At 64.3% G+C, this 25,297-nt stretch carries 28 protein-coding genes and 2 pseudogenes; 8 read left to right on the forward strand and 22 right to left on the reverse strand.

The features are described from left to right. Positions 1-69: 69 nt before the first annotated feature. Positions 70-714, forward strand: a pseudogene (locus tag IOC82_RS05805) (elongation factor G); the annotation flags it as partial. Positions 715-841: 127 nt separating this feature from the next. Then, a complete protein-coding gene (gene msrP / locus IOC82_RS05810) occupies positions 842-1,804 on the forward strand; it encodes a protein-methionine-sulfoxide reductase catalytic subunit MsrP (RefSeq protein WP_290545239.1) in 963 nt (320 codons plus the stop codon). A 275-nt stretch (positions 1,805-2,079) separates the two neighbouring features. Here msrP and IOC82_RS05815 read toward each other — a convergent pair whose 3' ends face one another. From IOC82_RS05815 to IOC82_RS05850, 8 genes are all read right to left on the reverse strand, one after another. Continuing rightward, a complete protein-coding gene (locus IOC82_RS05815) occupies positions 2,080-2,988 on the reverse strand; it encodes a LysR family transcriptional regulator (RefSeq protein ID WP_290545240.1) in 909 nt (302 codons plus the stop codon). Continuing rightward, complete coding sequence (gene trxB, locus IOC82_RS05820; RefSeq protein ID WP_290545241.1) at positions 2,975-3,937, reverse strand: thioredoxin-disulfide reductase; 963 nt, start codon at positions 3,935-3,937, stop codon at positions 2,975-2,977. Before trxB ends, IOC82_RS05815 begins: the two co-directional genes overlap by 14 nt. 231 nt (positions 3,938-4,168) lie before the next feature. Beyond that, positions 4,169-4,444 (reverse strand): cupin domain-containing protein, encoded by a 276-nt coding sequence (locus tag IOC82_RS05825; RefSeq protein ID WP_290545272.1) that lies wholly within the window; start codon positions 4,442-4,444, stop codon positions 4,169-4,171. Between the two features lie 93 nt (positions 4,445-4,537). Next, a complete protein-coding gene (locus tag IOC82_RS05830) occupies positions 4,538-4,903 on the reverse strand; it encodes a cupin domain-containing protein (protein ID WP_290545242.1) in 366 nt (121 codons plus the stop codon). Continuing rightward, positions 4,903-6,303 (reverse strand): glycosyltransferase, encoded by a 1,401-nt coding sequence (locus IOC82_RS05835; protein ID WP_290545243.1) that lies wholly within the window; start codon positions 6,301-6,303, stop codon positions 4,903-4,905. Before IOC82_RS05835 ends, IOC82_RS05830 begins: the two co-directional genes overlap by 1 nt. Before the next feature lie 31 nt (positions 6,304-6,334). Beyond that, positions 6,335-7,105, reverse strand: a complete 771-nt coding sequence (locus IOC82_RS05840) for an ABC transporter permease (RefSeq protein WP_290545244.1) — start codon at positions 7,103-7,105, stop codon at positions 6,335-6,337. Then, positions 7,092-7,949, reverse strand: a complete 858-nt coding sequence (locus IOC82_RS05845) for an ABC transporter permease (protein ID WP_290545273.1) — start codon at positions 7,947-7,949, stop codon at positions 7,092-7,094. The genes IOC82_RS05840 and IOC82_RS05845 overlap by 14 nt, the downstream gene beginning before the upstream one ends. 49 nt (positions 7,950-7,998) lie before the next feature. After that, positions 7,999-9,048, reverse strand: coding sequence for a spermidine/putrescine ABC transporter substrate-binding protein (locus IOC82_RS05850; protein WP_290545245.1), 1,050 nt, complete (start codon positions 9,046-9,048; stop codon positions 7,999-8,001). 137 nt (positions 9,049-9,185) lie between these two features. Here IOC82_RS05850 and IOC82_RS05855 point away from each other — a divergent pair, with 137 nt between their 5' ends. The 4 genes from IOC82_RS05855 to IOC82_RS05870 all read left to right on the forward strand — a co-directional run bounded on the left by IOC82_RS05855 (position 9,186) and on the right by IOC82_RS05870 (position 12,029). Further along, on the forward strand, positions 9,186-9,662 hold the full coding sequence (locus tag IOC82_RS05855; RefSeq protein WP_290545246.1) for an Lrp/AsnC family transcriptional regulator: 477 nt from the start codon (positions 9,186-9,188) through the stop codon (positions 9,660-9,662). Then, complete coding sequence (locus tag IOC82_RS05860) at positions 9,659-10,843, forward strand: benzoate/H(+) symporter BenE family transporter (RefSeq protein WP_290545247.1); 1,185 nt, start codon at positions 9,659-9,661, stop codon at positions 10,841-10,843. Before IOC82_RS05855 ends, IOC82_RS05860 begins: the two co-directional genes overlap by 4 nt. Positions 10,844-10,928: 85 nt before the next feature. Further along, the gene (locus tag IOC82_RS05865; RefSeq protein ID WP_290545248.1) at positions 10,929-11,420 is read left to right on the forward strand and encodes a glutathione peroxidase; all 492 of its coding nucleotides are present in this window, start codon (positions 10,929-10,931) and stop codon (positions 11,418-11,420) included. 69 nt (positions 11,421-11,489) lie between these two features. Next, entirely contained in the window at positions 11,490-12,029 is a 540-nt protein-coding gene (locus tag IOC82_RS05870) for a MarR family winged helix-turn-helix transcriptional regulator (RefSeq protein WP_290545249.1), read from the forward strand. Here IOC82_RS05870 and IOC82_RS05875 read toward each other — a convergent pair. The 3 genes from IOC82_RS05875 to greA form a co-directional block, all read right to left on the reverse strand. Then, the gene (locus IOC82_RS05875) at positions 12,023-12,472 is read right to left on the reverse strand and encodes a GNAT family N-acetyltransferase (protein ID WP_290545250.1); all 450 of its coding nucleotides are present in this window, start codon (positions 12,470-12,472) and stop codon (positions 12,023-12,025) included. The two genes, IOC82_RS05870 and IOC82_RS05875, sit on opposite strands and share 7 nt — an antisense overlap. Next, complete coding sequence (locus IOC82_RS05880) at positions 12,469-13,602, reverse strand: MFS transporter (protein ID WP_290545251.1); 1,134 nt, start codon at positions 13,600-13,602, stop codon at positions 12,469-12,471. The genes IOC82_RS05875 and IOC82_RS05880 overlap by 4 nt, the downstream gene beginning before the upstream one ends. Positions 13,603-13,735: 133 nt before the next feature. Beyond that, the gene (gene greA, locus IOC82_RS05885) at positions 13,736-14,209 is read right to left on the reverse strand and encodes a transcription elongation factor GreA (RefSeq protein WP_290545252.1); all 474 of its coding nucleotides are present in this window, start codon (positions 14,207-14,209) and stop codon (positions 13,736-13,738) included. A 255-nt stretch (positions 14,210-14,464) separates the two neighbouring features. Here greA and IOC82_RS05890 point away from each other — a divergent pair, with 255 nt between their 5' ends. Continuing rightward, a complete protein-coding gene (locus IOC82_RS05890) occupies positions 14,465-14,989 on the forward strand; it encodes a DUF1499 domain-containing protein (RefSeq protein ID WP_290545253.1) in 525 nt (174 codons plus the stop codon). 40 nt (positions 14,990-15,029) lie between these two features. Here the strand turns inward: IOC82_RS05890 and carB are convergent, their stop codons facing one another. The 7 genes and pseudogenes from carB to IOC82_RS05925 all read right to left on the reverse strand — a co-directional run bounded on the left by carB (position 15,030) and on the right by IOC82_RS05925 (position 21,675). Next, entirely contained in the window at positions 15,030-18,395 is a 3,366-nt protein-coding gene (gene carB / locus IOC82_RS05895) for a carbamoyl-phosphate synthase large subunit (protein ID WP_290545254.1), read from the reverse strand. An 86-nt stretch (positions 18,396-18,481) separates the two neighbouring features. Next, positions 18,482-18,688 (reverse strand): hypothetical protein, encoded by a 207-nt coding sequence (locus IOC82_RS05900; RefSeq protein WP_290545255.1) that lies wholly within the window; start codon positions 18,686-18,688, stop codon positions 18,482-18,484. 428 nt (positions 18,689-19,116) lie between these two features. Beyond that, on the reverse strand, positions 19,117-19,332 hold the full coding sequence (locus IOC82_RS05905; protein WP_290545256.1) for a hypothetical protein: 216 nt from the start codon (positions 19,330-19,332) through the stop codon (positions 19,117-19,119). A gap of 245 nt (positions 19,333-19,577) precedes the next feature. Then, a pseudogene (gene rpsU / locus IOC82_RS05910) lies at positions 19,578-19,793 on the reverse strand (30S ribosomal protein S21); the annotation flags it as partial. Positions 19,794-19,874: 81 nt separating this feature from the next. Next, positions 19,875-20,960 (reverse strand): 5-(carboxyamino)imidazole ribonucleotide synthase, encoded by a 1,086-nt coding sequence (locus tag IOC82_RS05915; RefSeq protein ID WP_290545257.1) that lies wholly within the window; start codon positions 20,958-20,960, stop codon positions 19,875-19,877. Continuing rightward, positions 20,957-21,448, reverse strand: coding sequence for a 5-(carboxyamino)imidazole ribonucleotide mutase (gene purE, locus IOC82_RS05920; protein ID WP_290545258.1), 492 nt, complete (start codon positions 21,446-21,448; stop codon positions 20,957-20,959). Before purE ends, IOC82_RS05915 begins: the two co-directional genes overlap by 4 nt. 11 nt (positions 21,449-21,459) lie before the next feature. Next, on the reverse strand, positions 21,460-21,675 hold the full coding sequence (locus tag IOC82_RS05925) for a DUF465 domain-containing protein (protein WP_290545259.1): 216 nt from the start codon (positions 21,673-21,675) through the stop codon (positions 21,460-21,462). Positions 21,676-21,801: 126 nt separating this feature from the next. Here IOC82_RS05925 and IOC82_RS05930 point away from each other — a divergent pair, with 126 nt between their 5' ends. Continuing rightward, complete coding sequence (locus IOC82_RS05930; RefSeq protein ID WP_290545260.1) at positions 21,802-21,978, forward strand: DUF465 domain-containing protein; 177 nt, start codon at positions 21,802-21,804, stop codon at positions 21,976-21,978. 12 nt (positions 21,979-21,990) lie between these two features. Here the strand turns inward: IOC82_RS05930 and IOC82_RS05935 are convergent, their stop codons facing one another. From IOC82_RS05935 to IOC82_RS05950, 4 genes are all read right to left on the reverse strand, one after another. Next, complete coding sequence (locus IOC82_RS05935) at positions 21,991-23,394, reverse strand: amidase (protein ID WP_290545261.1); 1,404 nt, start codon at positions 23,392-23,394, stop codon at positions 21,991-21,993. Positions 23,395-23,449: 55 nt separating this feature from the next. After that, positions 23,450-24,244 carry an inositol monophosphatase family protein gene (locus IOC82_RS05940; RefSeq protein WP_290545262.1) on the reverse strand — a complete coding sequence of 265 codons (795 nt, stop codon included), beginning with the start codon at positions 24,242-24,244 and terminating at the stop codon, positions 23,450-23,452. A gap of 68 nt (positions 24,245-24,312) precedes the next feature. Then, positions 24,313-24,960 carry an exopolysaccharide biosynthesis protein gene (locus IOC82_RS05945; RefSeq protein ID WP_290545263.1) on the reverse strand — a complete coding sequence of 216 codons (648 nt, stop codon included), beginning with the start codon at positions 24,958-24,960 and terminating at the stop codon, positions 24,313-24,315. A 130-nt stretch (positions 24,961-25,090) separates the two neighbouring features. Further along, on the reverse strand, positions 25,091-25,285 hold the full coding sequence (locus IOC82_RS05950) for a heavy-metal-associated domain-containing protein (RefSeq protein WP_290545264.1): 195 nt from the start codon (positions 25,283-25,285) through the stop codon (positions 25,091-25,093). Positions 25,286-25,297 lie beyond the last annotated feature (12 nt).

Consider the following 25,297-nt stretch of genomic DNA (forward strand, 5'->3'; position numbering starts at 1 on the left):
CCGATGACATTCTCAACTATTTCGGGGATGACACGGACATTCGCACCATCGACTACCAGAAGGTGAAAGGAGACGATCCGCAAGCCGGTGCAGATCCGCGGCCGGCACAAGAAGCAGTCGGGCGGGCATGGCCAGTATGGCGACGTGGTGCTGGAGATCGCACCGCTGCCGCGCGGCTCCGGCTTCCAGTTCACCGACACGATCGCCGGCGGCGTGGTGCCGAAACAATATATCCCCGCTGTGGAGCAGGGCGTGCGGGAGTGGATGGGGCACGGGCCCTTGGGCTTCCCCGTCACCGACTTCAGCGTCAACCTCTCCGACGGGTCCTATCATGACGTCGACTCGTCCGAAATGGCGTTCAAGACGGCAGCGCGCATCGCCATGACCGATGGCATGCCGCAATGCGCGCCGGTGCTGCTCGAACCCATCGTGCTGGTCGAGATCCATAGCCCAAGCGAAGCGACCGCGCGCATTAACCAGATCGTGACCGGCCATCGCGGGCAGTTGCTCGGCTATGATGGGCGCGACGGCTGGCCGGGCTGGGACACGGTGAAGGCCCACATGCCGGAGTCCGAAATGGCGTCCCTCATCATCGAGCTGCGTTCGGCCACGGCAGGCGTGGGCACCTTCACCTTCGCGCTCGACCACATGGCGGAACTCACCGGCCGCGCGGCGGAGCAGGTGGTGGCGGGCCGGAAAGCGGAGGCGGCGTAACAGCCTCCTTCTTCTTCCCCGAAGGGCAAGAGGGAGAGTGTTCCCTTCCCTCGAAAGTGATCGGGGCTTGATTGGCCAGCGTTATGGATAGAGCACTATGGTGCTGTCCTCACAGGAGACTTTACAGATGTTGATCAAGCGCAATCGGGGCTGGGAAATTCCGGAGGCGCGCGTCACCCCGGAGCATGTGTTCTTCAACCGCCGCAGCTTCATGGCGGCAGGCGCCGGGGCTATAGCCCTCATGGCAGTAAAGCCGGCGCGGGCGGAGACGGACCCTTCGGCCGCTCTTTATCCGGCCAAGCGCAACCCGGCCTATGGTGATGCCGGGCGGCTGGTGACGGATGAGGCGGACAATATCAACTTCAACAACTACTACGAGTTCGGCACCTCGAAGCAGATTGCCGATGCCGCCAAGGCGCTGCCCATCCGGCCGTGGTCCATCGTTATCGACGGCGAGGTGGAGAAGCCCACCACCCTCGCCATCGACGATCTGTTCAGCCAAGTGACCTTCGAGGAGCGCATCTACCGTCACCGCTGTGTCGAGGCCTGGTCCATGGTGGCGCCGTGGACAGGCTTCCCGCTGAAGCGGCTGGTGGAGATCGCGAAGCCCAATTCGAACGCCAAGTACTTGCGCTTCGAGACCTTCAACAAGCCGGACGTGGCGGTGGGCCAGAAGGACGGCCTCTTCACCTCCTTCCCCTGGCCCTATGTCGAGGGCGTCACCATGGCCGAGGCGATGAACGAGCTGCCGCTTATGGTGACGGGCGCTTATGGCAAGCCGCTGCCCAACTCCATGGGCGCACCGCTGCGCCTGCACCTACCCTGGAAATACGGCTTCAAGTCGATCAAAGGCATCGTGAAGGTGAGCTTCGTGGCGGAGCGGCCGGTAAGCTTCTGGGAGCAGCTGGGGCCGCGGGAGTATGGCTTCTGGGCCAACGTCAACCCGGAAGTGGCGCATCCGCGCTGGAGCCAGGCGAGCGAGGAGGTGCTGGGCACGGGCGAGCGCATCCCCACCGTGCTCTACAACGGCTATGGCGCGCAGGTGGCGGAGCTCTACAAGGGCCTCGAGAACGAGAAGCTCTACATGTAAAGAAAAAGGCCAGTCACGCGACTGGCCTTGAAGTTACCCGTTCCCCCTCGTCGCCGAGGGTTTGGTCCCGTCCGCCCGGTGGGGGATGAGGAGACCCATTGGCCACTCCGCAAGGGGAGACAGTGAAGCGGCGAATCCCGCGCCGGAATGCGCGGCGACCAAAGGTGTGACTTTCTCGGCGGCAATCAGCAAGCAGCGCGCGGTCATGGGAGCCATGCCAGGAGGGAATGCGCCGGGTCGTCTTCTCCCGCTCCTTCGGCGGGAGAGGGCGCAACTCAGAAGCTCCACTCCTTCGCCTTCGCCACGAGGAAGTCGCGGAAGACGGTGACACGCTTGGTGTCCTTCAATTCTTCCGGATACACGAAGTAGGTGTCGAACTCCGGCGTCTCCACCGGCACGTCGATCTGCACCAGTCCTGAGTCCTCCGGCACGATATAGTCGGCGAGCGAGGCAAGCCCCATCCCGGCCTGGACGGCGCGGCGAAGCCCATAGGCATTGTTGACGCGCAGCGCCACGGGGCGCGGGTCGCCCTCCGGGCGGCCCACGAATTCGAGCCAGTTCACCGGAGTGAGATAGTTGGGCGCCTGGCCGTGGGTGAGAATCTTGTGCTTGTCGAGGTCCTCCAGCGACTTCGGAATGCCATGCTTCTTAAGGTAATCGGCGGAGGCGTAAAGATGGTGATGCACGGTGAAGAGCTTGCGTTGAATGAGGTCGGGCTGCGTCGGCCTTCTCAGCCGCACGGCGACATCCGCCTCGCGCATTGACAAGTCGAGCTCGCGGTCGTCCAGCAGCAGCGTCACCGCGATATCCGGATAGATCTCGGAAAACTCCTTGAGGCGCGGCGTGAGCCACACGCTCCCCAGGCCCACGGTGGTGGTGATGCGGAGTTCACCTGAGGGCTTCTCCTTCGAGTCCATCAGGCGCGTCTGCGCCGCGGTGAGCTTGGTGAACACCTCATGCGCCGTGCGATAGAGCATCTCGCCCTGCTCGGTGAGGATGAGACCGCGCGCGTGGCGGTGGAAGAGGGGCACGTTCAGCGCGTCTTCCAGCGCGGAGATCTGGCGGCTGACGGCGGACTGCGACAGCCCCAGTTCATGGCCGGCATGGGTGAAGCTGCCTGCATCCGCCACGGCGTGGAAGATGCGCAGCTTGTCCCAGTCCATCACCGAACTATTCAGCGGCATGTCGCGTCTCCGTTTGCGTATGGAGCCAGCGCTCCGCCTCGAGGGCCGCCATGCAGCCCATGCCGGCGGCTGTCACCGCCTGGCGGTAGACGTCGTCCGTCACGTCGCCTGCCGCATAGACCCCGGGGACCGCGGTCTGGGTTGAGCGCGGTTCGGTGACCAGATAGCCGCCCGGCTTGAACGGCAGCTGGCCCGCGAACAGTTCGGTTGCCGGCTTGTGGCCGATGGCGATGAAGATGCCGTCGGCGGCGATGTCCTCGGTTGCACCCGTCTTCACGTTCTTGAGGCGCGCGTGAGTCACGCCTTTCGGGTTCTCAGTGCCGATGACATCGGCCAGCGTGGTGTCCCACATCACCTTGATCTTCGGGTGGTTGAACAGGCGGTTCTGCAGGATGCGCTCCGCCTTGAACTCGTTGCGGCGGTGCACGACGATCACTTCGGAGGCGAAGTTGGTGAGGAAGAGGGCCTCCTCCACGGCAGTGTTGCCGCCGCCCACCACCACGACACGCTTGTTGCGGTAGAAAAAGCCGTCGCAGGTGGCGCAGGCCGAGACGCCGAAGCCGCGGAAGGCCTGCTCGGAGGGCAGGTCCAGCCACTTGGCCTGTGCGCCGGTGCAGATGATCAGCGCATCGCAGGTGTATTCGGTCCCCGAGTCGCCCTTTAGCCAGATCGGCTTTGAAGCGAGCTTCACCTCGGTGATGGTGTCCGGCACGATCTCGGTGCCCACATGCTCTGCCTGGGCTTTCATCTGCTCCATCAGCCATGGACCCTGGATCACGCCGGCGAAGCCGGGATAATTCTCGACATCGGTCGTAATCGTGAGCTGGCCCCCCGGCTGGATGCCCTGCACGAGGATGGGCTTCAGCATTGCGCGGGCGGCATAGATGGCGGCGGTATAGCCTGCGGGTCCCGATCCGAGGATCAGCACACGGGCGTGGCGGGCGGACATTGGGTGCTCCAGTTGCTATGAGAAAACAGCATAGCTGAATTGGGCGCAACGGCAAGGCCGCTACAAGCTGTTGTGAACAGGGGCCACACCCGAATTTTGCTTGAAGCGCCTCAAGCGAAATTTGCCCGTCTCTTCCGGAGGCTGCGCCGCGGTTCTATGCTGCCCTTCGGAAACGGCAATGCGGCATTGCACCATCCAAGCAATGCAGAATTGAGGGCGGTGCCGGCCCCTCTAGCGGATCATGTAGACCTTGCGGATCGTCTCATGCACGCGGCAGGCGCCCTTCCAGTCCCGCGGAAAGAAGGCCACGGTCCCCGGCATGATCTCGATCACTTCGCCCGACTCATGCGTGTAGGTGCAGCGGCCCAGCAGGAAGTGGCAGAACTCGTCGCGCGTGACGTGGCAGTTCCAGAAGCCCGGCGTGCAGATCCAGATGCCCGTCTCGCTTTCGCCATTGGGTCCTTTGTGCAGCACGAGACCGGAAGTGTGCGAGGCCCCCTCGATCATGGTGGAGATCACGCCCCAGTCCTTGAAAGGCCCCGGATAGGTCTCCGGAGCGCTGAGGTGGGGGGCGGAGGATTCGAGTTTCAGGGTCATGTGTCAGCTCAGCATGTAGACGTTGCGCATGGTCTCGTGGACGGTGCAGGTGCCAATCCAGCCGGCCGGGAACAGCACCACCGTGCCCGGAACGATCTCGATCACCTCACCCGACTCATGGGTATAGGTGGCACGGCCCGAGACGAAATGACAGAGCTCGTCCCGCGGGATTTCGAGCGGCCAGGCGCCCGGCGTGCATTGCCACAGGCCCACTTCCGGCTGGCCACCCGGCCCCTTGTGCAGCAGCACGCCGTCGCTCTTCGAATGGCCCGCGATGGGATTGGGCTGGTGGCCCCAGTCCTTGAGCGGCCCGGCATAGCCGGCCGGGCCTTCGAGATGGGGGGCGGAGGAAGAGAGGTTGGTGGGCATCAGGCGAGTTTCCGGCGGGTGAGCGCGTCGATCACCTTGGCGGCCTTGGTGGGCCCGTGCTTCGAACGCATCTGGCGCGAGGTCTTCTTCAGCCGCGCCTTCATCTTCTTGTCGGTCAGCATCGCCATGATCTTCTGCTGCATCTCTTCTTCCGTCCACCGGTAACGGTCGAGCTTGAAGCCGTGGCCGGTTTCCTGCACGCGCGTCGCATTGTCATGGCCGTCCCAGACATAGGGCATGATGATCGCGGGCTTGCCGAAATAGAGGCACTCGGTGAAGGAGTTGTTGCCGCCGTGGTGAATCACCGCATCGACCTGCGGGATGACCGAGGGCTGCGGGAACCAGCTGTCGATGATGACATTGGGCGGAATGTCCGCATACTGGTCCTTGTAGTCGCCGACATTGACCAGCGCCCGCACCGGCATGTTGCCGAGCGCCGCGATGAGCCGCTTCAAAAGGTCCACATCGCCCGAGCCCAGCGAGCCGAAGCTCACATAGAGCAGCGGCTTGCCGTTGTTGGCCTTGAAGCGCGGCACGCCGTAGGGCTTGTCCTTCCTGACACAGCCCTCGAGATACTGGAACTGGCGCGCCGGCAGCTTGTGGCGGCGCTTGAACTTCACCGCACTCGGATAAAGCAGGATGTTCATGTGCGGGCTCGCCTCGAAGAACTGGCCCAGCGGGTACTTCCGCTCGCCCACCGAGGCGAGGAAACGGTTGAATTCCTCGTGGATCGGCTTGATCACCGCGTTGAAGTGCTTGCGATAGGCGGCATGGGCCTTCTTGTCCTTGGCGCCGGCGCCCGACAGGTGAGGCGGAATGTCCGGATCCTCGATCTCGTTTTCCGAGCAGGAGATGATGCGCACCCAGGGCTTCTTGTTCTTCTTGGCGTAACGCTTGATCGCCGGGAACAGTATGACGTTATCGACGCAGACCACATCGGGTTTCACCTGGTCGAGCACGCCCGGCAGGTCCTTCTCGGCCCATTTGGCGGTCTCGACGATCATGCTCCAGCAGTCCTTCACGTAAGTGTCGATCTGCTCATAGGGCGTCTTCCGGAAGTTGGGGATGTGGCCGTTGATGAAGTCAACCCAGAACTTCGCCATCTGCTCCGGCGGCAAGGGCTCCGACAGGTTCACAGCATGGGCCTCGAAGCCATAGCCCTTGTAGACGTCGAGGAAGCCGGGGTCGGAGAGGAACACCACCTTGTGGCCTATCTTTTCCAGCGCCTGGGCGATGCCCACTGAATTGAGCGCCGGGCCGAAGGCCGCCTCGGGGAAAAGTGCGATGACCTTCTTTGCCTTCTTGCGCGGCGTGGGCTTTTTCGCCCTCTTTTTTGCTGGGGCTGCTGCCCTGCGCGCCGCAGGCTTCTTCGCTGCCTTTTTCACTGCCGTCTTCGCCATTCGCTTGCTCCCTGTTGTTCTGGCTGCTACGTCACGTTCCCGGCAGCCGGCCCCGGTTGAGGCGCTGGGCGGCGAGGATCATGACGAAGCTTAAGCCCATGACCACGGTGGCCATGGCATTGATTTCCGGCGTTACGCCGAAACGGATCATGGCATAGATCTGCATCGGCAGCGTGGTGGAGGACTGGCCCGCGCCCGCGGTGAAATAGGCGATGATGAATTCATCGATCGACAGCGTGAAGGCGAGAAGCCCTCCTGCCAGCACCGAAGGGCCGATAAGCGGCAGTGTGATGCGGAAGAAAGTGGCAGCGGCGGAAGCGCCCAAATCGCGCGAGGCCTCATTCAGCGACCAGTCATAGGATTTGAGCCTCGCGCGCACCACGGCGCAGACGAAGGCCAGATTGAACACAACATGCGCCATGACGATCGAACGCAGGCCCAGCGTGAACTTGATGAGCGTGAAGAAGGAAAGGAGTGCGATCGCCAGCACGATGTCCGGAATGATCATCGGGGCGAAAAGCAGCGCCTCGCGCGCAGCCGAGCGTCTTGCCCGCTCCACCCCCAGCGCCAGCAGCGTGCCGAGCACGGTGGAAATCGCGGTGGCCCAGATCGCCACGACGAGGGAATTCCAGGCGGCGCCGATGATCTTCGGGTTCTGCGCCAGCTTGCCATACCATTCGAGCGAGAAGCCGCCCCAGGCGGTGGGCATGCCAGAGCGGTTGAAGCTCAGCACCATCAGCACCGCGATGGGGAGATAGAGGAAGCCATAGACGGCGATGAGCCAGCCATTAAGCGCGCGCATGCTCACCCCTTGCCCGAAGCGTTGCGATGGCCTGCGCGAAGAGCAGCAGCAGCATGAGGCCGATGAGCAGCGCGGAGAGGGCCGCCCCGAAGGGCCAGTCGCGTGCCGAGAGGAACTGGTCGTAGATGAGGTTGCCCACCATCTGGAACTTGCCGCCGCCCAGCAGGTCTGGCGTCACGAAATTGCCGACCGACAACACGAAGACGAAGACCGCACCCGCCGCCACGCCGGGCGCCGTCAAGGGCAGCGTGATGCGCAGGAAGGTCTGGGCTGCACCGGCGCCGAGGTCGCGCGAGGCTTCGGCATAGGAGGGGTCGAGCCGCTGCAGCGCGGAATAGATCGCGAGGATGACGAAGGGCGTGTAGCTGTAGACCAGCCCCAGCACCACGGCGGGCTTGGTATAGAGAAGCGTCAGCGGCTCGCTGCGCAGTCCCAGCCAGATAAGCAACGAGTTGATAAGCCCCGCCGGATTGAGCAGCACGATCCAGGCATAGGTGCGGATCAGGTAATTGGTCCAGAAGGGCAGGATCGCGAGGAAGAGGAGGGCCGTCTGCCGCGACGGCGGCGCCTTCACGATGGCATAGGCCGCCGGATAGCCGATGAGCAGCGCCGCAAGAGTCGAGACCGCGGCGATGACGGCGCTATCGAGGAAGATCGAGAGATAGAGCGGGTCGAAGACGCGGGTGACGTTCTCGAGCGTCGGTGCTCCCCAGTCGATGCCGCCATAGATGCCGCGCTCGAAGAAGATCAGCACGAAGATCAGGAGGCAGGGCACGACCATCAGCAGGCCAAGCCACAACAGGCCTGGCAGCATCAGGAGCCACGTGGCGGAGCGTGAGATCATGCGCATGATCGCGGCTCCCCCGGCGAGGCCGGGAGAGCCGTTCTCGGGCTTACTTGGCAGCCATCACTTCGGACACGGTCTTGGAGAAGGCCTTCATGCCATTGCCCAGGTCGCGCAGCTGCTCGTATTTCAGGAGCTCCGCCGGGGTGATCGCCATGTTGGGGTATTTCTCGAACAGCGCCTTGTCCACCGTTTCCATGCCGGCCTTGTTGGGCGACTTGTACATGATGTTCTCGACCACCCACTTGCCGTTCTCGGCATTCATCACGAAGTCGATGAACTTGGCCGCGGCCTCCGGGTTCTTGGAAGCCTTGGCGATCACCATGGTGTCGACCCACAGGTCGGAGCCTTCCTTGGGGATCACGTATTTGATCTCGGGCTTATCCGTGATGCCGTAATTGCACCAGCCGTCCCAGGCCTGCACCATGAGGGCTTCGCCCGAGACGAGCTTCGAATAGAAGGTGGTGTCGTCATAGGCCAGCAGGTTGCGTTTGGCGGCGATCAGCTGGTCGCGCACCTTGTCGAGGCTTGCCTGGTCTGTGGTGTTGACGGAGAGCCCGTTGGCCAGGAAGCCCGCAGCCATCAGCCAGCGGTCCGTCGACAGCATGGTGATCTTGCCCTTGAGGTCGTCCGTTGGCGTCAGCAGGCCGTTCCAACTGGTGGGCGCCGCCTTGACGAGGTCGGAGCGATAGCACAGCCCCGTGGTGCCCCAGGTATAAGGCACGGAGAAGGTGTTGCCTGGATCATGCTTCAGCTCGTTCGCCTCCGGATAGAGGTTGGCGAGGTTGGGGATCTTGGAATGGTCGATGGGGGCGAGCAGCCCCAGATTGTTCAGCGCTTCGGCAAAGGGCGATGACACGAAGAGCACGTCATAGCCCTCGCCGCCCGAGGCGGTGACCTTGCCCATGATCTCCTCATTGGTGGCGTGCACGGCAATCTCAAGGTCGATGCCAGTGGCGGCCTTGAACTTCTCCGCCATGTCCTTGGGCATGTAGCCATCCCAGTTGGAGATGACGAGCTTCTCGGCGAAGGCCGCGGTGGACCCCGCGGCAAGCATCAGCGCGCCGGCGGCAAGCGAAAGCAAGGTCTTGAATGTCATGTCGTTCCCTCCACTTTTTTCTCGTGCTTTTGCACTCCCGGCGAGTGTAAGGGGATTTCGCAGAGGCTGTCGAGACCCGGCCGGCTGCCGTTGGGTCCGGTCTGGCCGCGCGAGCCCGGATGCGATAGAGCGACAGCATGGACCTCGATGCCACCGACTGGAAGATCCTGCGCGAATTGCAGCGCCTTCATTCGCCGCAGGAAGGCCGCTTGACCAATGTCGAGCTGGCGAGCCGCGTCAGCCTGTCGCCGCGCCCTTGCCTCAGGCGGGTGCAGGCGCTGGAGAAGGCGGGCGTGATCGCCGGCTATCGCGCGCTGCCCGATGCTGCGGCGCTGGGCTTCACGGTAACGCTCTTCGCCTTCGCCGGGCTCAAGAGCCAGGCCGAAGCGGAGCTCCGTGCCGTCACGGCCCTCGTGGCGCAATGGCCCTGGGTGCGCGAGGCCTATGCGATTTCGGGCGAGGCGGATTTCCGCTTGAAGCTGGTGGCCCGCGGCCTGCCGTCGTTACAAAACGACATTATCCGTGACTTGACCTCCGCACCCAATGTGGAAAACGTCACGACCACGCTCATGCTGCGCGTGGCGAAATACGAGCCTGGAGTTCCCATTCCGTGACCGAGACGGCCCTGAAGCGCGACCATTCCGGCTGGTTCAGCATTTTTTCCTCAACCCTCACCGCGGTTGTGGTGGGCTTCGCCTCGACCATCCTCGTCATCATGGAGGCCGCGCGCGCCGTGGGCGCCACGCCGACGCAGCAGGCCTCATGGGCCGCGGCGCTGTGCTTTGGCATGGCGGCCACCTCCTTCATCCTCTCCTGGCGCTACCGGATGCCGATGATCACCGCATGGTCGACGCCGGGCGCCGTGCTGATCGCCACGAGCGGCGGCGGGGTCACCTATTCCAATGCGCTTGGCGCCTTCGTCGTCGCCGGGGTGCTGATGGTGGTGGCGGGCCTCATCAAGCCCCTTGAAAAGGCGATCGAGAAAATCCCCGCACCCGTCGCCGCCGCCATGCTGGCGGGCGTGCTGCTGCGCTACACGCTGGGCGTTCCCGGCGCCGCCATGGCCATGCCCTGGGCGGTGCTGCCGCTGATCGTTGTGTTCTTTGGCTTGAGGCTTTCTTATCCGCTTTATGCCGTGCCGGTGGTCGTGGTGCTGGGCGTGGCGCTTGCCGCTTTTGGTGGTGGACTTACGGGCGATTGCTGCAGCTTCGGGATTACCGCGCTCGAATGGACGACGCCCAGCTTCGACTGGCAGATGATCCTGTCCATCGGCGTGCCGCTGTTCCTGGTCACCATGGCGTCCCAGAACCTGCCGGGCTTCGCGGTGCTGCGGGCGTCGGGCTATCAGCCGCCGGTGCAGCCCGCGCTCCTCGTCACCGGCATCGGCTCCACGATGATGGCGCCCTTCGGCAGCCATGCGATCAACATGGCGGCCATCACCGCCTCCATCGTGACGGGCCCCGACTGCCACCCGGACCCGAAGAAGCGCTGGCTCGTCGCCTATCCTTATTTCGTGCTCTACGGCCTGATCGGTCTCATGGCGGCGAGCTTCGTCCATGTGCTGGGCGCGCTGCCGAAGGACCTCATCACGGCGATTGCCGGGCTTGCGCTGTTCTCGCCCCTCATGGGCGGCATCACCGCCATGATGAAGGAGCCCCGGGACATCGAAAGCGCGCTCGTCACCTTCCTTGTCACCGCCAGCGGCCTTACCATCCTAGGGGTCGGCTCGGCCTTCTGGGGGCTGGTGGCGGGGCTTGTGCTGTTCGGCGCGCGGCACCTGATCCAGCGCGGCTGATCCGGCGGGTTCTTGCGCACGTTCAAGGCGCATGAGACACCTCATCCTCACTCTCTGTGCCCTTTTCTTTGCGAGCACCGCCGCCATGGCCGAGACGACCGCCTATGACTTCACCCTGACAGGCATCGACGGCAAGCCCATGCCGCTTTCGCAGTTCAAGGGCCACCCGATGCTGATCGTCAACACGGCGTCCGAATGCGGCTACACACCCCAGTACGAGGATCTCGAGAAGCTGTGGCTGGCCTACAAGGACAAGGGGCTCATCATCATCGGCGTGCCGTCCAATGACTTCGGCCAGCAGGAGCCGGGCACGGCAAAAGAGATCGCGACCTTCTGCAAGGTAAACTACGGCGTTAGCTTCCCATTGGCCGACAAGGCGGTGGTGAAGGGCGACAATGCGATCCCGTTCTACAAGTGGGCGGGCGAGAAAGCCGGCATGATGGGCCGGCCGAAGTGGAACTTCCATAAATACTTGATCGGCGCTGATGGCCGCTTGATCGACTGGTTCTCGACGCCGACGAAGCCGATGAGCCCGAAGATCACCGCCGCCGTCGATAAAGCGCTGGCCGGACGCTGACCCGCGCCGCGGTCACGCGGCTTGACACGATTACATGCATTCGTCATGCATCTCGACGGAGGCGTCGTCATGAGTGAAAAGGTCTTGCCCGCACGCCATGCGGCCAATGTCATCGGCGCGTTGGCGCTCGGCCTCGCGGACCGGATGGTGGCGGAAACCGAGGCGCTGGTGGGGGCAGGGGCCAATGCCTCCGCCGCGCTCATCCTCATCGGCAACCGGCCGGACCTTACGATCGACGCGCTCCGGCACGGCCTGCACCTCACCCATTCCGCCACGGTGCGGACGGTGACGCGGCTTAAGAATGCGGGGCTCGTCGAGAAGCGCTCCGGCAAGGATGCTCGTTCCGTCTACCTCCGCCTCAGCGCCAGTGGCAAGCGCGAGATGGCGCGTGCCCTTGCCCAGCGTGAGAAGATCTTGGCGGAGGCGCTGGCTGACCTTTCGGTGGAGGAGCGCGTGGCCATGGGCGCGCTGGCCGCCCGCGTGCTGCCGTGCCTCGCCCCCGATGCCGCGCGGGCAGAGGCCGTCTGCCGCCTGTGTGACGGCGGTCAGTGCCCCGATGACTTGTGTCCGCTCACGCCGGAGCGGCAGGTGGCGCACGGCGCTCAGTAATAGATCATGAAGCTGCGCCAGGGAGCCTCGTCCGCGAGGAGCTCGCAGAGGGCGGCCGTCTCGGCATCGGCCTCCGGCACCAGGCAGCGCAGATGCGTCCAGTCCTCCGCCTCGCCATGGCGGATGATGGTGTTGAGCAGGATGTAGGCGAGGCCGTGGTGGCGGGCATGGGGCGCCACGTAAACACCATCGAGCAGGCCATAGCAGCGGCCGGACATAACCTCAAGCAGTTCCGCCACCACTGCGAAGCCCACCAGCTCGCCATTGACGAAACCGCCCCAGCACAGCACGTCGCGTTGTGCCAGCAGGGCCGGGGCGAAGCCGCCGTGGACCTGCTCGTCCTCGCTGTCGAGGATTTCCGCGGCATAGGCCCGGCGCAGCCTTTCCAGGCCCGGGCCATCCTCAAGCGCCAGACGCCGGATGACGCGGTTCACGAGCCTCACGATGTCGCTTCCTCCCGCCTGCGGTGCAACACGCCCAGTGCATGAAGCCCGATCGCCGCGACGCCGAGCAGCGGCAGGCCCGCAGCACCCGCGGCCTCGACGCTGGCGCCGCCCATCACGCCGCCGAAGGTGCTGCCCAGCGCATAGGCCATGGAATAGCAGGCGGCGACCGAGGCCAGCGCGCCCTGGGCATAGCGCGCCCCGAGGATCACCAGCGACACGCTGTACATGCCGATGATGGCGCCGCCCGCGACGAAGCATGCGGCAAGTGCGGTGGCATGGGAGCGCGTTCCCGCCAGCAGCAGCAGCATGCTGGCGAACGCTCCGGTGGATACCAGTCGCAACAGACGCGGGCGATCGAAGCGGTCGCTGGCGAGGCCCAGCGGCAGGGCCAGCGATATGGCGCCGAGCGACAGCGCGATCAACAGCGACAACGCACCTTTCTCCCCGAAGCCCGCCTTCTGCCCGAAGATCGGCAGCATGGTGTAAAGGGCAGTCTCGACGAGGCCGGTGACGAAGGCCACTGAGATCAGCGGCAGCGCCTTCCGCGCCACGCCAAGGTCGAGGCGGCCGGCCTCGGCGCTGGCCTGCGGCTGCGGCAGGAAAAGCGTGGCGATGCCGCCCGCCAGCGCCATCAGCACCATAACGCCGATCGGCAGCGGCCCGGCAAAGCCCAGCGCGATGACGAGTCCGGGACCGGTCATGAAGCCGATGGAATAACAGAACTGGAACGTCGCATTGGCGCGGCCGCGGGCGTCGTCCGGCACGATGGCGTTGAGCCAGGCCTCGGTGAGAATCCACAGGCTGCCCAGCGCCACGCCCAGCACCAGCCGCGACAGGCACCAGCCGACGAAGCCCGGCCCGGTGGCCAGCGCGCCGATTGCCAGCGCCGCCATGGCGAAGCACAGGACGGTGTAGTTGCGATAGCCCGCCCGCGCGATCAACCATGGCACGAAGGGCCCGATGAGGAAAACGCCCAGCCCGCCGAGCGTGGCGTTGAGGCCGATCAGGCTGTCGCTCATCCCCATCTGCTGCAGGTTCAGCGCATAGATGGGGTGGCTGAGGCCAAACACCATCGCCTCGAGAAGGCCAATGGCGGAAAGCAGGGCCATGCGCAGGGGCAGCGGCATGCTGGTTTAATTATATGTATGCTGCATGCATGTCAATGACCTTTGCTCAAGGTTAGCGCGAAGGAGTTATCCGCGCTTCACGCGGCTGGGCTGGGGGTCAGGGGAGAAAAGGAAGAGGGAGGTGAAGCGCGCCTCAGCGCCACGCCACCTTGGCGATTTCGTAGGACTTGCCGCCGCCGGGCGTGTTGACCTCGACCGAGTCGCCCTTCTTCTTGCCGATAATGGCGCGCGCGATGGGCGAGGAGACGGAGATCTTGCCCTTCTTCACGTCGGCCTCGAACTCACCGACGATCTGGTAGGCGGTCTTTTCGTCGGTTTCCTCGTCGATCAGCGTCACCTTGGCGCCGAACATGACGGTGTCGCCGGAGAGCTTGGAGATATCGATGATCTCGGCGCGCGACAGCTTGTCCTCCAGCTCCGCAACGCGGGCTTCGGTCCAGCCCTGCTGTTCCTTAGCGGCATGGTATTCGGCATTTTCGGAGAGATCGCCGTGCGAACGGGCTTCCTCGATGGCCTTGATGATGCGCGGGCGCTCCACGGTCTTGAGGTGCTTCACCTCATCCATCATGGCGGCGTGGCCTTCGGCGGTCATTGGCACTTTGTCCATCGGTCTCGTCCAATCTTGTCCAGTTTCTTCACGCCCCGGGATGGCCCGGAGGTAAAGTTCCATCCGTGTCTGGGAAAAACGACACCCGGCAATATGGGGCAATCCCATATCCTGCCGGGCGAAAGTCAAACATGGCTCAACTCGGCCCGGAATTCAAGGGGAGCGGGTGAGCGGCGCTTAACCCATTGTTTTATCTGCCGTCACTACGGCGAAAGCCGGGATGACGGTTGCGGGAGAAGATGATAGCCTTTCGCCATGCGCAGAGTCCTCAAAGCTTTCGCGGGCCTTGTTGCCGTCATCTTCATCGCCGTTCCTGCTGCCTTCTTAATTCTGGGGCCGGAGCGGCTGTGGGAGCAGTTCGGCCCGGCAGACTTGGGCGACGTCGACTTTGCCACGCTGGTCCGCCGGGACACGCCCAATGATGCGCTGGCCTGCTTGCCCGAGTTCTGCGTGGCCAAGGCCGATATTCCAGCCCCGGCGATCGCTAAGCCCTTCGGCGATGTGTTCCTCGCGGTGCAGGATGCGGTGGTGCATGAGCCCGGCCTCGAGCAGGTCGATGCCGACTCCGGGCAGGGCACGCTGCGCTTCGTTGAGCGCAGCCCGCTGATGAAGTTTCCGGACACCATCAACCTCAAGGTGGTGCCGGCCCAGAACGGCGGCTCCGCCGTGCTGATCTATTCCCGCTCGCAGCTCGGCCAGTCCGATATGGGGGTGAACCTCGCGCGGGTGAAGCGCTGGGCGGATTTGATCGAGGCGGCGGCGAGGAACAGCGCGCCCTGATCGTCTTCTCCCGCTGCTTCAGCGGGAGAGGAATTGAAGGTCAGAAATAATCCTGCAGCGGCTTCACGTCGAGCCGGCCTTCGCGCTGGGCGGCGATCGCCTTGGTGACCGCGAGGATGCCGGGGAGCGTGGTGTAGTAGGGCACCTTCTGCATCAGCGCGGTCTGGCGGATGGGCTTCGAGTCGGATTGCGAGGCGCGCGTTTCGGTGGTGTTGAGGACGAGCTGGATCTCGCCGTTCTTGATGGCGTCCACCACATGCGGGCGGCCCTCGAGGACCTTGTTGATCTTGGTCGACGGAATGCCCTTGTCCTCGAAGTAACGCTGCGTGCCGCCGGTGGCGACGAGCTTGAAGCCCATGTCGACAAGCTTCCTCATCGCAGGCAGGATCTTCGGCTTGTCCGTATCCTTGACGGAGATGAAGACAGTGCCGGTCTGCGGCATGCGCATGCCCGCACCGAGCTGGCTTTTCGCGAAGGCCATGTCGTAGCTCTTGTCGAGGCCCATGACCTCGCCCGTCGAGCGCATCTCGGGCCCCAGCAGCACGTCCACGCCGGGAAAGCGGTTGAACGGGAAGACCGCTTCCTTCACCGCCACGTGGCCGAGCTTCTTGGGCTTCAGCTTGAAGCTGGCGAGACTCTCGCCCGCCATGACGCGCGCCGCGATCTTGGCGACGGGAAGTCCGATCACCTTGGCCACGAAGGGCACGGTGCGCGAGGCGCGCGGGTTGACCTCAAGAACGTAAACCTCACCGTCCTTGATGGCGAACTGCACATTCATGAGCCCGACGACGTTGAGCGCCAGCGCCATGACCCTGGTCTGGCGCTCGAGTTCCGCTATCAGCGCGGGCTTCAGCGAATAGGGCGGCAGCGAACAGGCCGAGTCGCCCGAATGGATGCCCGCTTCCTCGATGTGCTCCATGACGCCGGCGATGAACACGTCCTTGCCGTCGCAAATCGCATCCACGTCAACCTCAATGGCGTTCGACAGATAGCTGTCGATCAGCACGGGCGATGCGCCCGAGACGACCACCGCCTCGGCGATGTAGCGCTCGAGCTGCGCATCGTCCTTGACGATCTCCATGGCGCGGCCGCCCAGCACATAGGATGGGCGGATCACCACCGGGAAGCCGATCTTCTTGGCGATCTTCTTGGCTTCCGCACCCGAATGCGCGATGCCGTTTTCCGGCTGGCGGAGCTTCAGCTTCTTGAGGAGCTTGGAGAAGCGGTCGCGGTCCTCCGCGAGGTCGATGGCGTCCGGCGTGGTGCCGAGGATGGGGACGCCGGCCTTTTCCAGCGCTCCGGCCAGCTTCAGCGGCGTTTGCCCGCCGAACTGGACGATCACGCCCTTGAGCGTGCCGTTGGACTGTTCCTTGTGGATGATCTCCAGCACGTCCTCGGCGGTCAGCGGCTCAAAATAGAGCCGGTCCGAGGTGTCATAGTCGGTCGATACGGTCTCGGGGTTGCAATTGACCATGATCGATTCATAGCCCGCGTCATGCAGCGCGAAGCAGGCATGGCAGCAGCAATAGTCGAACTCGATGCCCTGGCCGATGCGGTTCGGCCCGCCGCCGAGGATGATCACCTTCTGGCGGTTCGATGGCTGCGCCTCGTCTTCGGTATCATAGGTCGAATACATGTAGGCGGTGGGGGAGGCGAATTCCGCCGCGCAGGTGTCAATGCGCTTGAACACCGGGCGCACGGACAGCTTGTGGCGATAGCTCCGCACCTTATCCTCGGAGAGTTTCACGAGCTCGCCGAGCCGCTTGTCCGAGAAGCCCATGGACTTGAGCTTCTTGAGGTTCACCGCATCCTTCGGCAGGCCGCGTTCCCGGATCGTCTCTTCCGTCTGCACGATCTCCTCGATCTGGCGGAGGAACCACGGCTCGTACTTGCAGGACTCGAAGACCTGGGCGACGGTGGCGCCCATGCGGAAGGCCTGGGCGATCTTGAGAATACGGTCCGGCGTCGGCGTGCCGAGCGCGGCGCGGATGGCGTTCTTGTCGTCGCCTTCGCCAGCCCCTGGAATCTCCACCTCATTGAAGCCGGTAAGGCCGGTTTCAAGGCCGCGCAGCGCCTTCTGCATCGATTCCTGAAACGAGCGGCCGATGGCCATCACCTCACCCACCGACTTCATGGCGGTGGTCAGCGTGGGGGACGCGCCGGGGAACTTCTCGAAGGCGAAGCGCGGAATCTTGGTGACCACGTAATCGATGGCCGGCTCGAAGGCGGCGGGCGTCGCGCCGCCGGTGATGTCGTTCGCCAGCTCGTCCAGCGTGTAGCCCACCGCGAGCTTGGCCGCGACCTTGGCGATGGGAAAGCCAGTGGCCTTCGAGGCAAGTGCGGACGAGCGCGACACGCGCGGGTTCATCTCGATGACAACGAGGCGGCCATCGGCGGGGTTGACGCCGAACTGCACGTTGGAGCCGCCCGTTTCGATGCCGATCTCGCGCAGCACCGCGATCGAGGCGTTGCGCATGATCTGGTATTCCTTGTCGGTCAGCGTCAGCGCGGGCGCGACGGTGATCGAGTCGCCGGTGTGGACGCCCATCGGGTCGACGTTCTCGATCGAGCAGACGATGATGCAATTGTCCGCGCGATCGCGGACCACCTCCATCTCATACTCCTTCCAGCCCAGCACAGACTCCTCGATCAGCACTTCCGCCGTGGGCGAGGCGTCGAGGCCCCTTTCGACGATGTCGAAGAACTCCTCGCGGTTGTAGGCGATGCCGCCGCCCGTGCCGCCCAGGGTGAAGGAGGGGCGGATGATGCAGGGAAGCCCCACTTCGAGCATGGCCTCGAAGGCCTCGACCATGGCGCGGTTGCGGTAGTTGCGCTGGCGCTCCGGTTCTTCCGCCGCCCATTTCTTCTCGAACGCCGCGAGATCTCCGCCTTCGGCCTTTAGCCGCGCGACCTCGGCGGCATAGAAGTCCTTGTCCGCGTCCTTGGCGGCGGACGCATTGGCCAGCATCGACTTCGGGGTGTCGAGGCCGATCTTCTTCATCGCCTCGCGGAAGAGTTCGCGGTCCTCCGCCTTGTCGATGGCGTCCGCCTTGGCGCCGATCAGCTCGACGCCATACTTCTCGAGCACGCCCATCTTGTTGAGCGACAGCGCGGTGTTGAGCGCCGTCTGGCCGCCCATGGTGGGAAGCAGCGCGTCTGGCCGCTCCTTCTCGATGATCCGGGCGACAACGTCGGGTGTGATCGGCTCGATGTAGGTGGCGTCCGCCAGGTCCGGGTCGGTCATGATGGTCGCCGGATTGGAGTTGACCAGAATGATGCGGTAGCCCTCGGCCTTCAGCGCCTTGCAGGCCTGGGTGCCGGAATAGTCGAATTCGCAGGCCTGGCCGATAACGATCGGCCCAGCCCCGATGATGAGGATGGATCTGATGTCGTCACGTTTTGGCATGCGAGGGGAACCCGGATTTGGGGTTTCCTACACAGAAGGGAGGGGGATTCCAAGTCCAATCGGGGCGCGGTCCACACCCCCGCCGGTCAGATGGCGAGGCAACGCGTGTGGCTGCAGGGCGCAACCGAAATCAGCCCGGCCGGCGGCCATGCCCCATTCTTCATCACCACCGTGACGTTAGCGGGGTTGGCGGCGGAGACGGCGGCGGGCTGCGTGCCGCGGTTCGCTCCGGCGAAAGCCCCCGCCGAGAGGAAGATCACGCTCAGGAGGATAGACGCTGCCAGCGTCTTCATGGCCGTGCGCCTTTCCTTGCAACCCGTGCCGCCGGAGACCGGTTTCGCGGGAGCGGAAAGGCGGCCCAGGGAAATCGTCAGCTGCGGGTTCGCGCGCAATCTCCGTCCGGCCGTTCCCCGGTGATGAGCGGCCCCGCCGGCGGGAAGGCCCGGTCCTTCCCGATCGCTGTTTCCTGCGGTGAACCGGCAGCGCTCTCCGAATTCATCGAAGCACATGCTTTGTTTTCGCGCTGTGACGCAGATCACGTCCGCCGGCTTTTCCATAGCCCTGCCGGGCTGGAAAAAAGAACCCCGGCGCGAACTGCGGCCGGGGTTCAGGTACAGGCAGTGATTGCAGGGGATGGGGGGGAAGTACTGCCTGGGAATAGGATACATATTGGTGTTAGAATGCGATGTTTCAACGCCGCATGCGCCGGGCCGCGCATGAATTATCCGTTAGGCGGAACGTCGGAGCAGTCGTCCTTCTCGCAGGCGATCCAGCCTTCGCTGTCGAGCACCGGGAAGGCGCTGTTCTTGGCGATGACGGTCAGGTTGACGGATGGGTGCGCATTCGCCCCCAGCGTGCTGGCGGGCGCATCGTGGACGGCAGCGGCCGCAGCGAAGGCGCCAAGGGAGCCGAGGAGGATGAGAGCGTAGCGGATCATGAGGTCTTCCCCGTTTTGATCGTCTGTCGATGATCGGGATCTAGGGGACGATCGGTCCAACCGTAGGACGCTCTTGCAACTTGTTTGTGGAAGCTTGTGTTCAGTTTGGGGCAATTGCGGCGGCTGCCACAATTGAGAAGGGCCGCTCTCCCGGAGGAGGCGGCCCCACAATCTTCAACAGAACCTCCGGCGAACCGGAAGGGGGACTACTGAGGGCGCGGGCCGCGGGCCGGACCCTCGACCTTCTTCGGCATCGGCAGCAGGCCTTCGCGCTGCAGCTTCTTGCGCTGCAACTTGCGGGCGCGGCGCACGGCCTCGGCCTTTTCGCGCGCCTTCTTCTCGGAGGGTTTTTCGTAGTGTCCGCGGAGCTTCATCTCGCGGAAAATTCCCTCGCGCTGCATCTTCTTCTTGAGCGCCTTGAGGGCCTGATCGACATTGTTGTCACGGACGACGACTTGCAAGTTCTACCTCTGCAAACAGGGTTGGATGGTGAGGGTGGATCCTAAGCACCCTCAGACTGCGCGGCGGGTTAGCACAGAGTCTTAAGGCTGTCGAGGGGTCACCCTGTTGAAATGGCCCATTTTGCGGCCCGGCCGGGCCTCCCGCTTGCCGTAAAGATGGAGGTGCACCCGGGGCTCGGCGGCCAGTTCCCGCCAGCGGCCGGCCTCGTCACCCAGCAGGTTGGTCATCACCACGTCCGCGTAACGTTCAGGGCTGCCCAGGGGCCAGCCGCAAACGGCCCGGATATGCTGCTCGAACTGCGACACCGCGCAGGCATCCATGGTCCAGTGCCCGGAATTATGCACGCGGGGCGCGATCTCGTTGACGATCACGCTGCCGCCGGCGGCGAACATCTCGATGCCGATCACTCCCACATAGTCCAGCGCCGCAATGATCCGGCTGCCGAAATCCATGGCAGCTGCGGCCACGGCGGGGGAGATTCGGGCGGGGACGGTCGAGGTCTTGAGGATGTGGTTCTCGTGGTGGTTTTCGGGAACGTCATAGACCTTCACCTCGCCGGACCAGCTGCGGGCGGCTATGACCGAGATTTCCCTTTCGAAGCGCACAAAGCCCTCGAGGATCGCCGGCTGGCGGCCGATCTCGGCGAAGGCGGCGGCATGGTCCGTGCCGTCGTAAATCTTGGTCTGGCCCTTGCCGTCATAGCCGAAGCGCCTTGTCTTCAGCACGGCGGGCCGTCCGATGCGGGCCAGCGCCCGTTCGAGCGAGGCGAGGTCGGAGATATCGGCGAAGGGCGCAACCGGAATGCCGAGGCCTGCCATGAAGGTCTTTTCCGCAATCCGGTCCTGTGCCGTCTTCAGCGCGGCCACACCGGGGGCGACGGGCACCAGCTTGTCGAGGAAGCCCGCCGTGTCGGCCGGCACGTTCTCGAATTCATAGGTGACGACATCGACCTGCTTGGCGAACTCTTCCAGTGCGGCGAAGTCGTCATAGGCCGCGACGGTCTTTGCGGCGGAGACGGCGAAGGCCGGGCTGTCGGCCTCGGGCGCATAGATGTGGCAGTCGATGCCCAGCCGCCCGGCGGCGAGCGCCAGCATGCGGGCCAGCTGCCCACCGCCGAGGATGCCGACGGTGGAGCCAGGCGGCAGCGGCGCCGTGATCTTCTTCATGACTCGTCCTTCGGCCGCTCGGCGACGGATGCTGTCTGCTCGGCCCGGAATGCGTCGAGGCGCTTGGCGAGGGCTGCGTCATTGAGGGAGAGAACGCTCGCCGCCAGCAGGGCGGCATTTACCGCGCCCGCCTTGCCGATGGCGAGCGTGCCCACCGGAATGCCCGCCGGCATCTGCACGATGGAGAGAAGCGAATCCTGCCCCGACAGCGCTTTGGATTCGACCGGCACGCCGAAGACAGGGAGAGAGGTCATGGAGGCCGCCATGCCGGGCAGATGCGCCGCACCGCCAGCCCCGGCGATGATCACTTTGAAGCCGGTCTCCCGCGCCGCAGTGGCGAAATCATAGAGACGCTTCGGCGTGCGGTGGGCGGAGACGATGCGGTCATCATGCGAGATGCCCAGCCTGTCCAGCGTTTCGGCGGCGTGCTTCATGGTGGCCCAGTCGGACTGGCTGCCCATGATGATGGCGACGGGAGGCGTGGTCATGGGGTCCGTCCTCAGGCGATAATGTCGGGGATCAGCATGTTCTCGATGGTCTGGATCTTGTCCTTGATGTCCAGCTTCATCTTCTTCAGGCGGCGCAGCTGCAGCTGGTCGCCGGTGCCGGCGCCGGCCAAGGACGTGATCGCCGTGTCGAGGTCGCGGTGCTGCTGGATGAGGGTTTGCAGCTGCGCACGAAGCTGCACCTCCTGTATCACATCCAGCTTCGGCATTCCGTCTCCGACAGTTCACGAATTTGTTTTTGGCGTTTCTTCACTAATGCCCTTTGCGCATGTTCGACAAGCCCCCAACTTTATGTCATGATGGGATTAATCCATCGGCAAACAGTGGAGGATCGCATGAGTCTTCAAGCGCATCTTGGCGAACTGCACGCGAAGCATAAGGCCCTCGAGGCCGAGCTCGCGGATGTCATGAACCACCCGGCATCGTCGGATGCGGAAATTGCCGCACTCAAGCGCAAGAAACTCAAGATCAAGGACGAAATCAGCAGGCTTGAGCACCAGCACGCCGCCTAAAGGCGTTCTGGATCAACAGCCAGGCGGCTTGGTCTTGTTCCAAGCGGTGGCGCTTTGGTAGGCGTGGGCGGTGCTCATCACCGTCCGGTCGTCGAACATGCGCCCCACCAGTTGAAGGCCGGCGGGCAGGCCCTTCGCGGTAAAGCCGCAGGGTACGCTCGCGGCAGGCTGTTGCGTCAGGTTGAAGGGATAGCTGAATGGCGTCCAGTTCACCCATTTTCCCGTGTTGTCGACGTCCGCCGGCGCCAGCTTGCCGGCCTCGAAGGCAGGGATGGGCAGGGCGGGCGTCACCAGCAGGTCATAGCGCTCCATGAACTGGCGCATCTGGCTGCCGAGCGCGCCACGCGCCTTCACCGCATCCTGGTAGTCTTCGAGCGAGATCGCCATCGACTGCGCCACCACGTCGGCCAGCGCCGGGTCAAGCAGCTTCTTTTTCGCCTCCGGCAGCTTGCCAAGCAGAGCCCGCGCACCCGACCACCAGAGCGTCCGGAAGCAGGCCGCCGGGTCCTCGAAGCCAGGGTCGACCTCCTCCACCTCGGCCCCCAGCTCTTCCAGCACCTTGACGGCGTCCTGCACCAGTTTGGCGATTTCGGCGTCGACTTCGACATAGCCGAGCGCCGGGCTGAAGGCGATCTTGAGCCCCTCGATGCCCCGGCCAAGCTTTGCCGTGTAGTCCATGCCGTCAGGGGGCAGCGAGGTCCAGTCGCGCGGGTCGGGCTGGGCGATGACGTTCATCATCAGGCATGCGTCCTCAACCGTGCGGGTCATCGGCCCCACATGCGCCACCGTGCCGAAGGGCGAGAGCGGATAAGCGGGCACCCGGCCGAAGGACGGCTTCAACCCGAAAATGCCGGAAAAGCCGGCCGGAATGCGGATCGACCCGCCGCCATCGGTGCCGAGTGTCAACGGCGCATAGCCCGCCGCTGCCGCGGCCGACGAGCCGCCCGACGATCCGCCCGGCGTCTTCGTCACGTCCCATGGGTTGCGGGTGATGCCGGTCAAGGGCGAGTCCGTCACACCCTTCCAGCCGAACTCCGGCGTCGTCGTGCTGCCCAGGAACACCGCACCGCATTCCCTGAGCCGCGCCACGCTGGGCGAATCCTGGTCCCAGGCTTGGTTTCTGTCCACCGTGCGTGAGCCGCGCAGCGTCGGCCAGCCGCGCACCAGCAGCAAGTCCTTGATCAGCGTGGGAACGCCGTCGACCGGGCCCTGTGGCGCCGCCTTGATCCAGCGCTTCTCGCTGGCCTTCGCCTGCGCCAGCGCTTCTTCGGCGTGCACCGACACCATGGCGTTAAGCCGCTTGTCATGCCGCTCGATTTGCGCGAGGCAGGCTTGGGCGACCTCGACGGGGGAGAATTTCTTCTTCGCATAGCCCTTCACGAGCTTCGCGGCGGATTTCCAGTGAAGGTCGGTCATATCGTGCTCCCTCTCAAACAGCCCTCGTCCGGCCTGCTGCCGCGTGCCGCGGTACCTACTGTTCCCGCGCCTTGCCCAGCGCGTCCTTGAACTGCGGCAGCAGGTCAGCATTGGTGGCGAGGATGTTGCCGGTTTCCATCGGGTTCTTCCCGGCATCGGGGTCGGAGACGAAGCCGCCGGCCTCCTTCACCAGAAGGATGCCCGCCGCCATGTCCCACGGCTTGATGTTGCGGCAGACCATGGCGTCGAAGCGCCCAGCCGCTACATAGGCCAGCGAGAGGGCCGCCGAGCCGGTGCCGCGGATGCCGACGACCCGCGCCTGCAAGACCGAGATCTCGGCGCGCGACAGCGGCAAGTCCTTGCCGCCGCGGTGCGGCACTTCATAGCTCACCAGCGTGTCATGGATGTCGCGGCGCTGCGCCACGCGGATGCGCTTGTTGTTGAGGGAGGCGCCGCCGCCCTTTTCGGCAGAATACATTTCATCCGTGATCGGGTTATAGGTCAGCGCCGCGACCAGCTCGCCCTTCCTTTCCAGCGCCACGGTGATGGCGAAGAAGGGCACGGCATGCATGAAGTTCATGGTGCCGTCGATCGGGTCGATGATGAAGCGGTGGTCGGGGTCGGTGCCGGGCACCACTCCCGTCTCCTCGGTCAGGAAGGCATAGCCGGGGCGCGCCTTGGCCAGCTCCTCGCGCAGCAGCTTGTCGACGCGCTGGTCGGCCACGGTGACATAATCGCCCGGCGCCTTCTGCGACACCTGCAGATTGGCGAGCTCGCCATAATCGCGCTGAAGCGTGCGGGCAGCCTTGCGGACGGCGGCGGTCATGACGGTGATGACGGGAGAAGACACGGGGGCACTTTCTTTTGGTAGAACCTGACGGATGAGGCCCGATAGCAGGATCGGCACGGCAGGGGAAGCTAGACCCCGAACAGCGTTTGGAAGAAGGCCACCGCTCCCGCATAAAGTGCAGATGACACGGCGGCGAGGATCCCCACCGAAGCTGCCGAGAACAGGTAGCCCACCAGCACCGCGAGTCCGTCGCGCTCCGCCAGACCCAGGGCGAGGCAGGCAATGGCGAGTGACGGCGGAATATTGCCGAAGGGAATGGGCAGGAACAGGATCAGCGACAGCGGAAAGGCCACGAGTCCGATCAGCCGTTCCGCGAGGTTCGAGGTGACGACGATGCCGAACCGCGGCTTCAGCACGCGCTCCAGCTTGGCCATGATGGGGGTGACCTTGCTGACGAAGCGCTCCAGCATCGCGCGCGAGATGCGGCGCTTGCGGATGATGTCCGGCAGCCACAGCGTCTGGCGTCCCATCATCAATTGCCAGGTGAGGATCAGCAGCGGCAAGCCGAGGATCGCCGAGGTGCCGGGCGGCATGGGGATGGCATTGGGCACCGCGAAGATGAACAGCAGCGCCCCGAAGGCCCGCTCGCCGAGGGAATCCGCCAGCTCGCCGATGGACATGTCCTGGTTGGTATCGATCGAGTGCACGATGTCCGATAGCCGCGACGGCTTCTGCTTCCCGCTCAACCCGCCGTCGAAACTCTTGTCCTGCTGCACGTGGTATCCTTAACAAGCGCCTCAGAAAAATGTCTCCCCGGTGCAAGCCGAGGCCCGGCTTCGGGCGTTCAAAGTGGGGTCCCGGTTTCCGCCGGGATGATGGAACTTATATGGGAGTTACCCGTCACAGTCATAGGTTCGAATTGGGATACCCTGCCTCATGCAGCGTCTTGGCCACCGCCGCGGGGGGAAGGGACGTCTCCACCGTCACGGTCTTGCCGGCCAGATCGGCCTTCACCTCGGCTGCGGGGTCCACTGCCTTCACGGCCTTGGTGATGGTGGCCACGCAATGGCCGCAGGTCATGCCGGGAACGTTGAATTTCATTGCAGGGTCTCC

This window comes from Aestuariivirga sp., assembly GCF_020252395.1.
Lineage (GTDB): Bacteria > Pseudomonadota > Alphaproteobacteria > Rhizobiales > Aestuariivirgaceae > Aestuariivirga.

Coding starts and splice junctions, on each gene's coding strand:
- IOC82_RS05850 (WP_290545245.1), bottom strand. CDS start 9,048: ATGACATTCAAGACCTTGCTTTCGCTTGCCGCCGGCGCGCTGATGCTT.
- IOC82_RS05840 (WP_290545244.1), bottom strand. CDS start 7,105: ATGCGCGCGCTTAATGGCTGGCTCATCGCCGTCTATGGCTTCCTCTAT.
- IOC82_RS05890 (WP_290545253.1), top strand. CDS start 14,465: ATGCGCAGAGTCCTCAAAGCTTTCGCGGGCCTTGTTGCCGTCATCTTC.
- IOC82_RS05905 (WP_290545256.1), bottom strand. CDS start 19,332: ATGATCCGCTACGCTCTCATCCTCCTCGGCTCCCTTGGCGCCTTCGCT.
- IOC82_RS05855 (WP_290545246.1), top strand. CDS start 9,186: ATGGACCTCGATGCCACCGACTGGAAGATCCTGCGCGAATTGCAGCGC.
- IOC82_RS05845 (WP_290545273.1), bottom strand. CDS start 7,949: ATGATCTCACGCTCCGCCACGTGGCTCCTGATGCTGCCAGGCCTGTTG.
- IOC82_RS05835 (WP_290545243.1), bottom strand. CDS start 6,303: ATGGCGAAGACGGCAGTGAAAAAGGCAGCGAAGAAGCCTGCGGCGCGC.
- IOC82_RS05950 (WP_290545264.1), bottom strand. CDS start 25,285: ATGAAATTCAACGTTCCCGGCATGACCTGCGGCCATTGCGTGGCCACC.
- greA (WP_290545252.1), bottom strand. CDS start 14,209: ATGGACAAAGTGCCAATGACCGCCGAAGGCCACGCCGCCATGATGGAT.
- IOC82_RS05900 (WP_290545255.1), bottom strand. CDS start 18,688: ATGAAGACGCTGGCAGCGTCTATCCTCCTGAGCGTGATCTTCCTCTCG.
- IOC82_RS05915 (WP_290545257.1), bottom strand. CDS start 20,960: ATGAAGAAGATCACGGCGCCGCTGCCGCCTGGCTCCACCGTCGGCATC.
- IOC82_RS05865 (WP_290545248.1), top strand. CDS start 10,929: ATGGCCGAGACGACCGCCTATGACTTCACCCTGACAGGCATCGACGGC.
- purE (WP_290545258.1), bottom strand. CDS start 21,448: ATGACCACGCCTCCCGTCGCCATCATCATGGGCAGCCAGTCCGACTGG.
- IOC82_RS05870 (WP_290545249.1), top strand. CDS start 11,490: ATGAGTGAAAAGGTCTTGCCCGCACGCCATGCGGCCAATGTCATCGGC.
- carB (WP_290545254.1), bottom strand. CDS start 18,395: ATGCCAAAACGTGACGACATCAGATCCATCCTCATCATCGGGGCTGGG.
- IOC82_RS05880 (WP_290545251.1), bottom strand. CDS start 13,602: ATGCCGCTGCCCCTGCGCATGGCCCTGCTTTCCGCCATTGGCCTTCTC.
- IOC82_RS05925 (WP_290545259.1), bottom strand. CDS start 21,675: ATGCCGAAGCTGGATGTGATACAGGAGGTGCAGCTTCGTGCGCAGCTG.
- msrP (WP_290545239.1), top strand. CDS start 842: ATGTTGATCAAGCGCAATCGGGGCTGGGAAATTCCGGAGGCGCGCGTC.
- IOC82_RS05930 (WP_290545260.1), top strand. CDS start 21,802: ATGAGTCTTCAAGCGCATCTTGGCGAACTGCACGCGAAGCATAAGGCC.
- IOC82_RS05815 (WP_290545240.1), bottom strand. CDS start 2,988: ATGCCGCTGAATAGTTCGGTGATGGACTGGGACAAGCTGCGCATCTTC.
- IOC82_RS05830 (WP_290545242.1), bottom strand. CDS start 4,903: ATGCCCACCAACCTCTCTTCCTCCGCCCCCCATCTCGAAGGCCCGGCC.
- IOC82_RS05935 (WP_290545261.1), bottom strand. CDS start 23,394: ATGACCGACCTTCACTGGAAATCCGCCGCGAAGCTCGTGAAGGGCTAT.
- trxB (WP_290545241.1), bottom strand. CDS start 3,937: ATGTCCGCCCGCCACGCCCGTGTGCTGATCCTCGGATCGGGACCCGCA.
- IOC82_RS05825 (WP_290545272.1), bottom strand. CDS start 4,444: ATGATCGAGGGGGCCTCGCACACTTCCGGTCTCGTGCTGCACAAAGGA.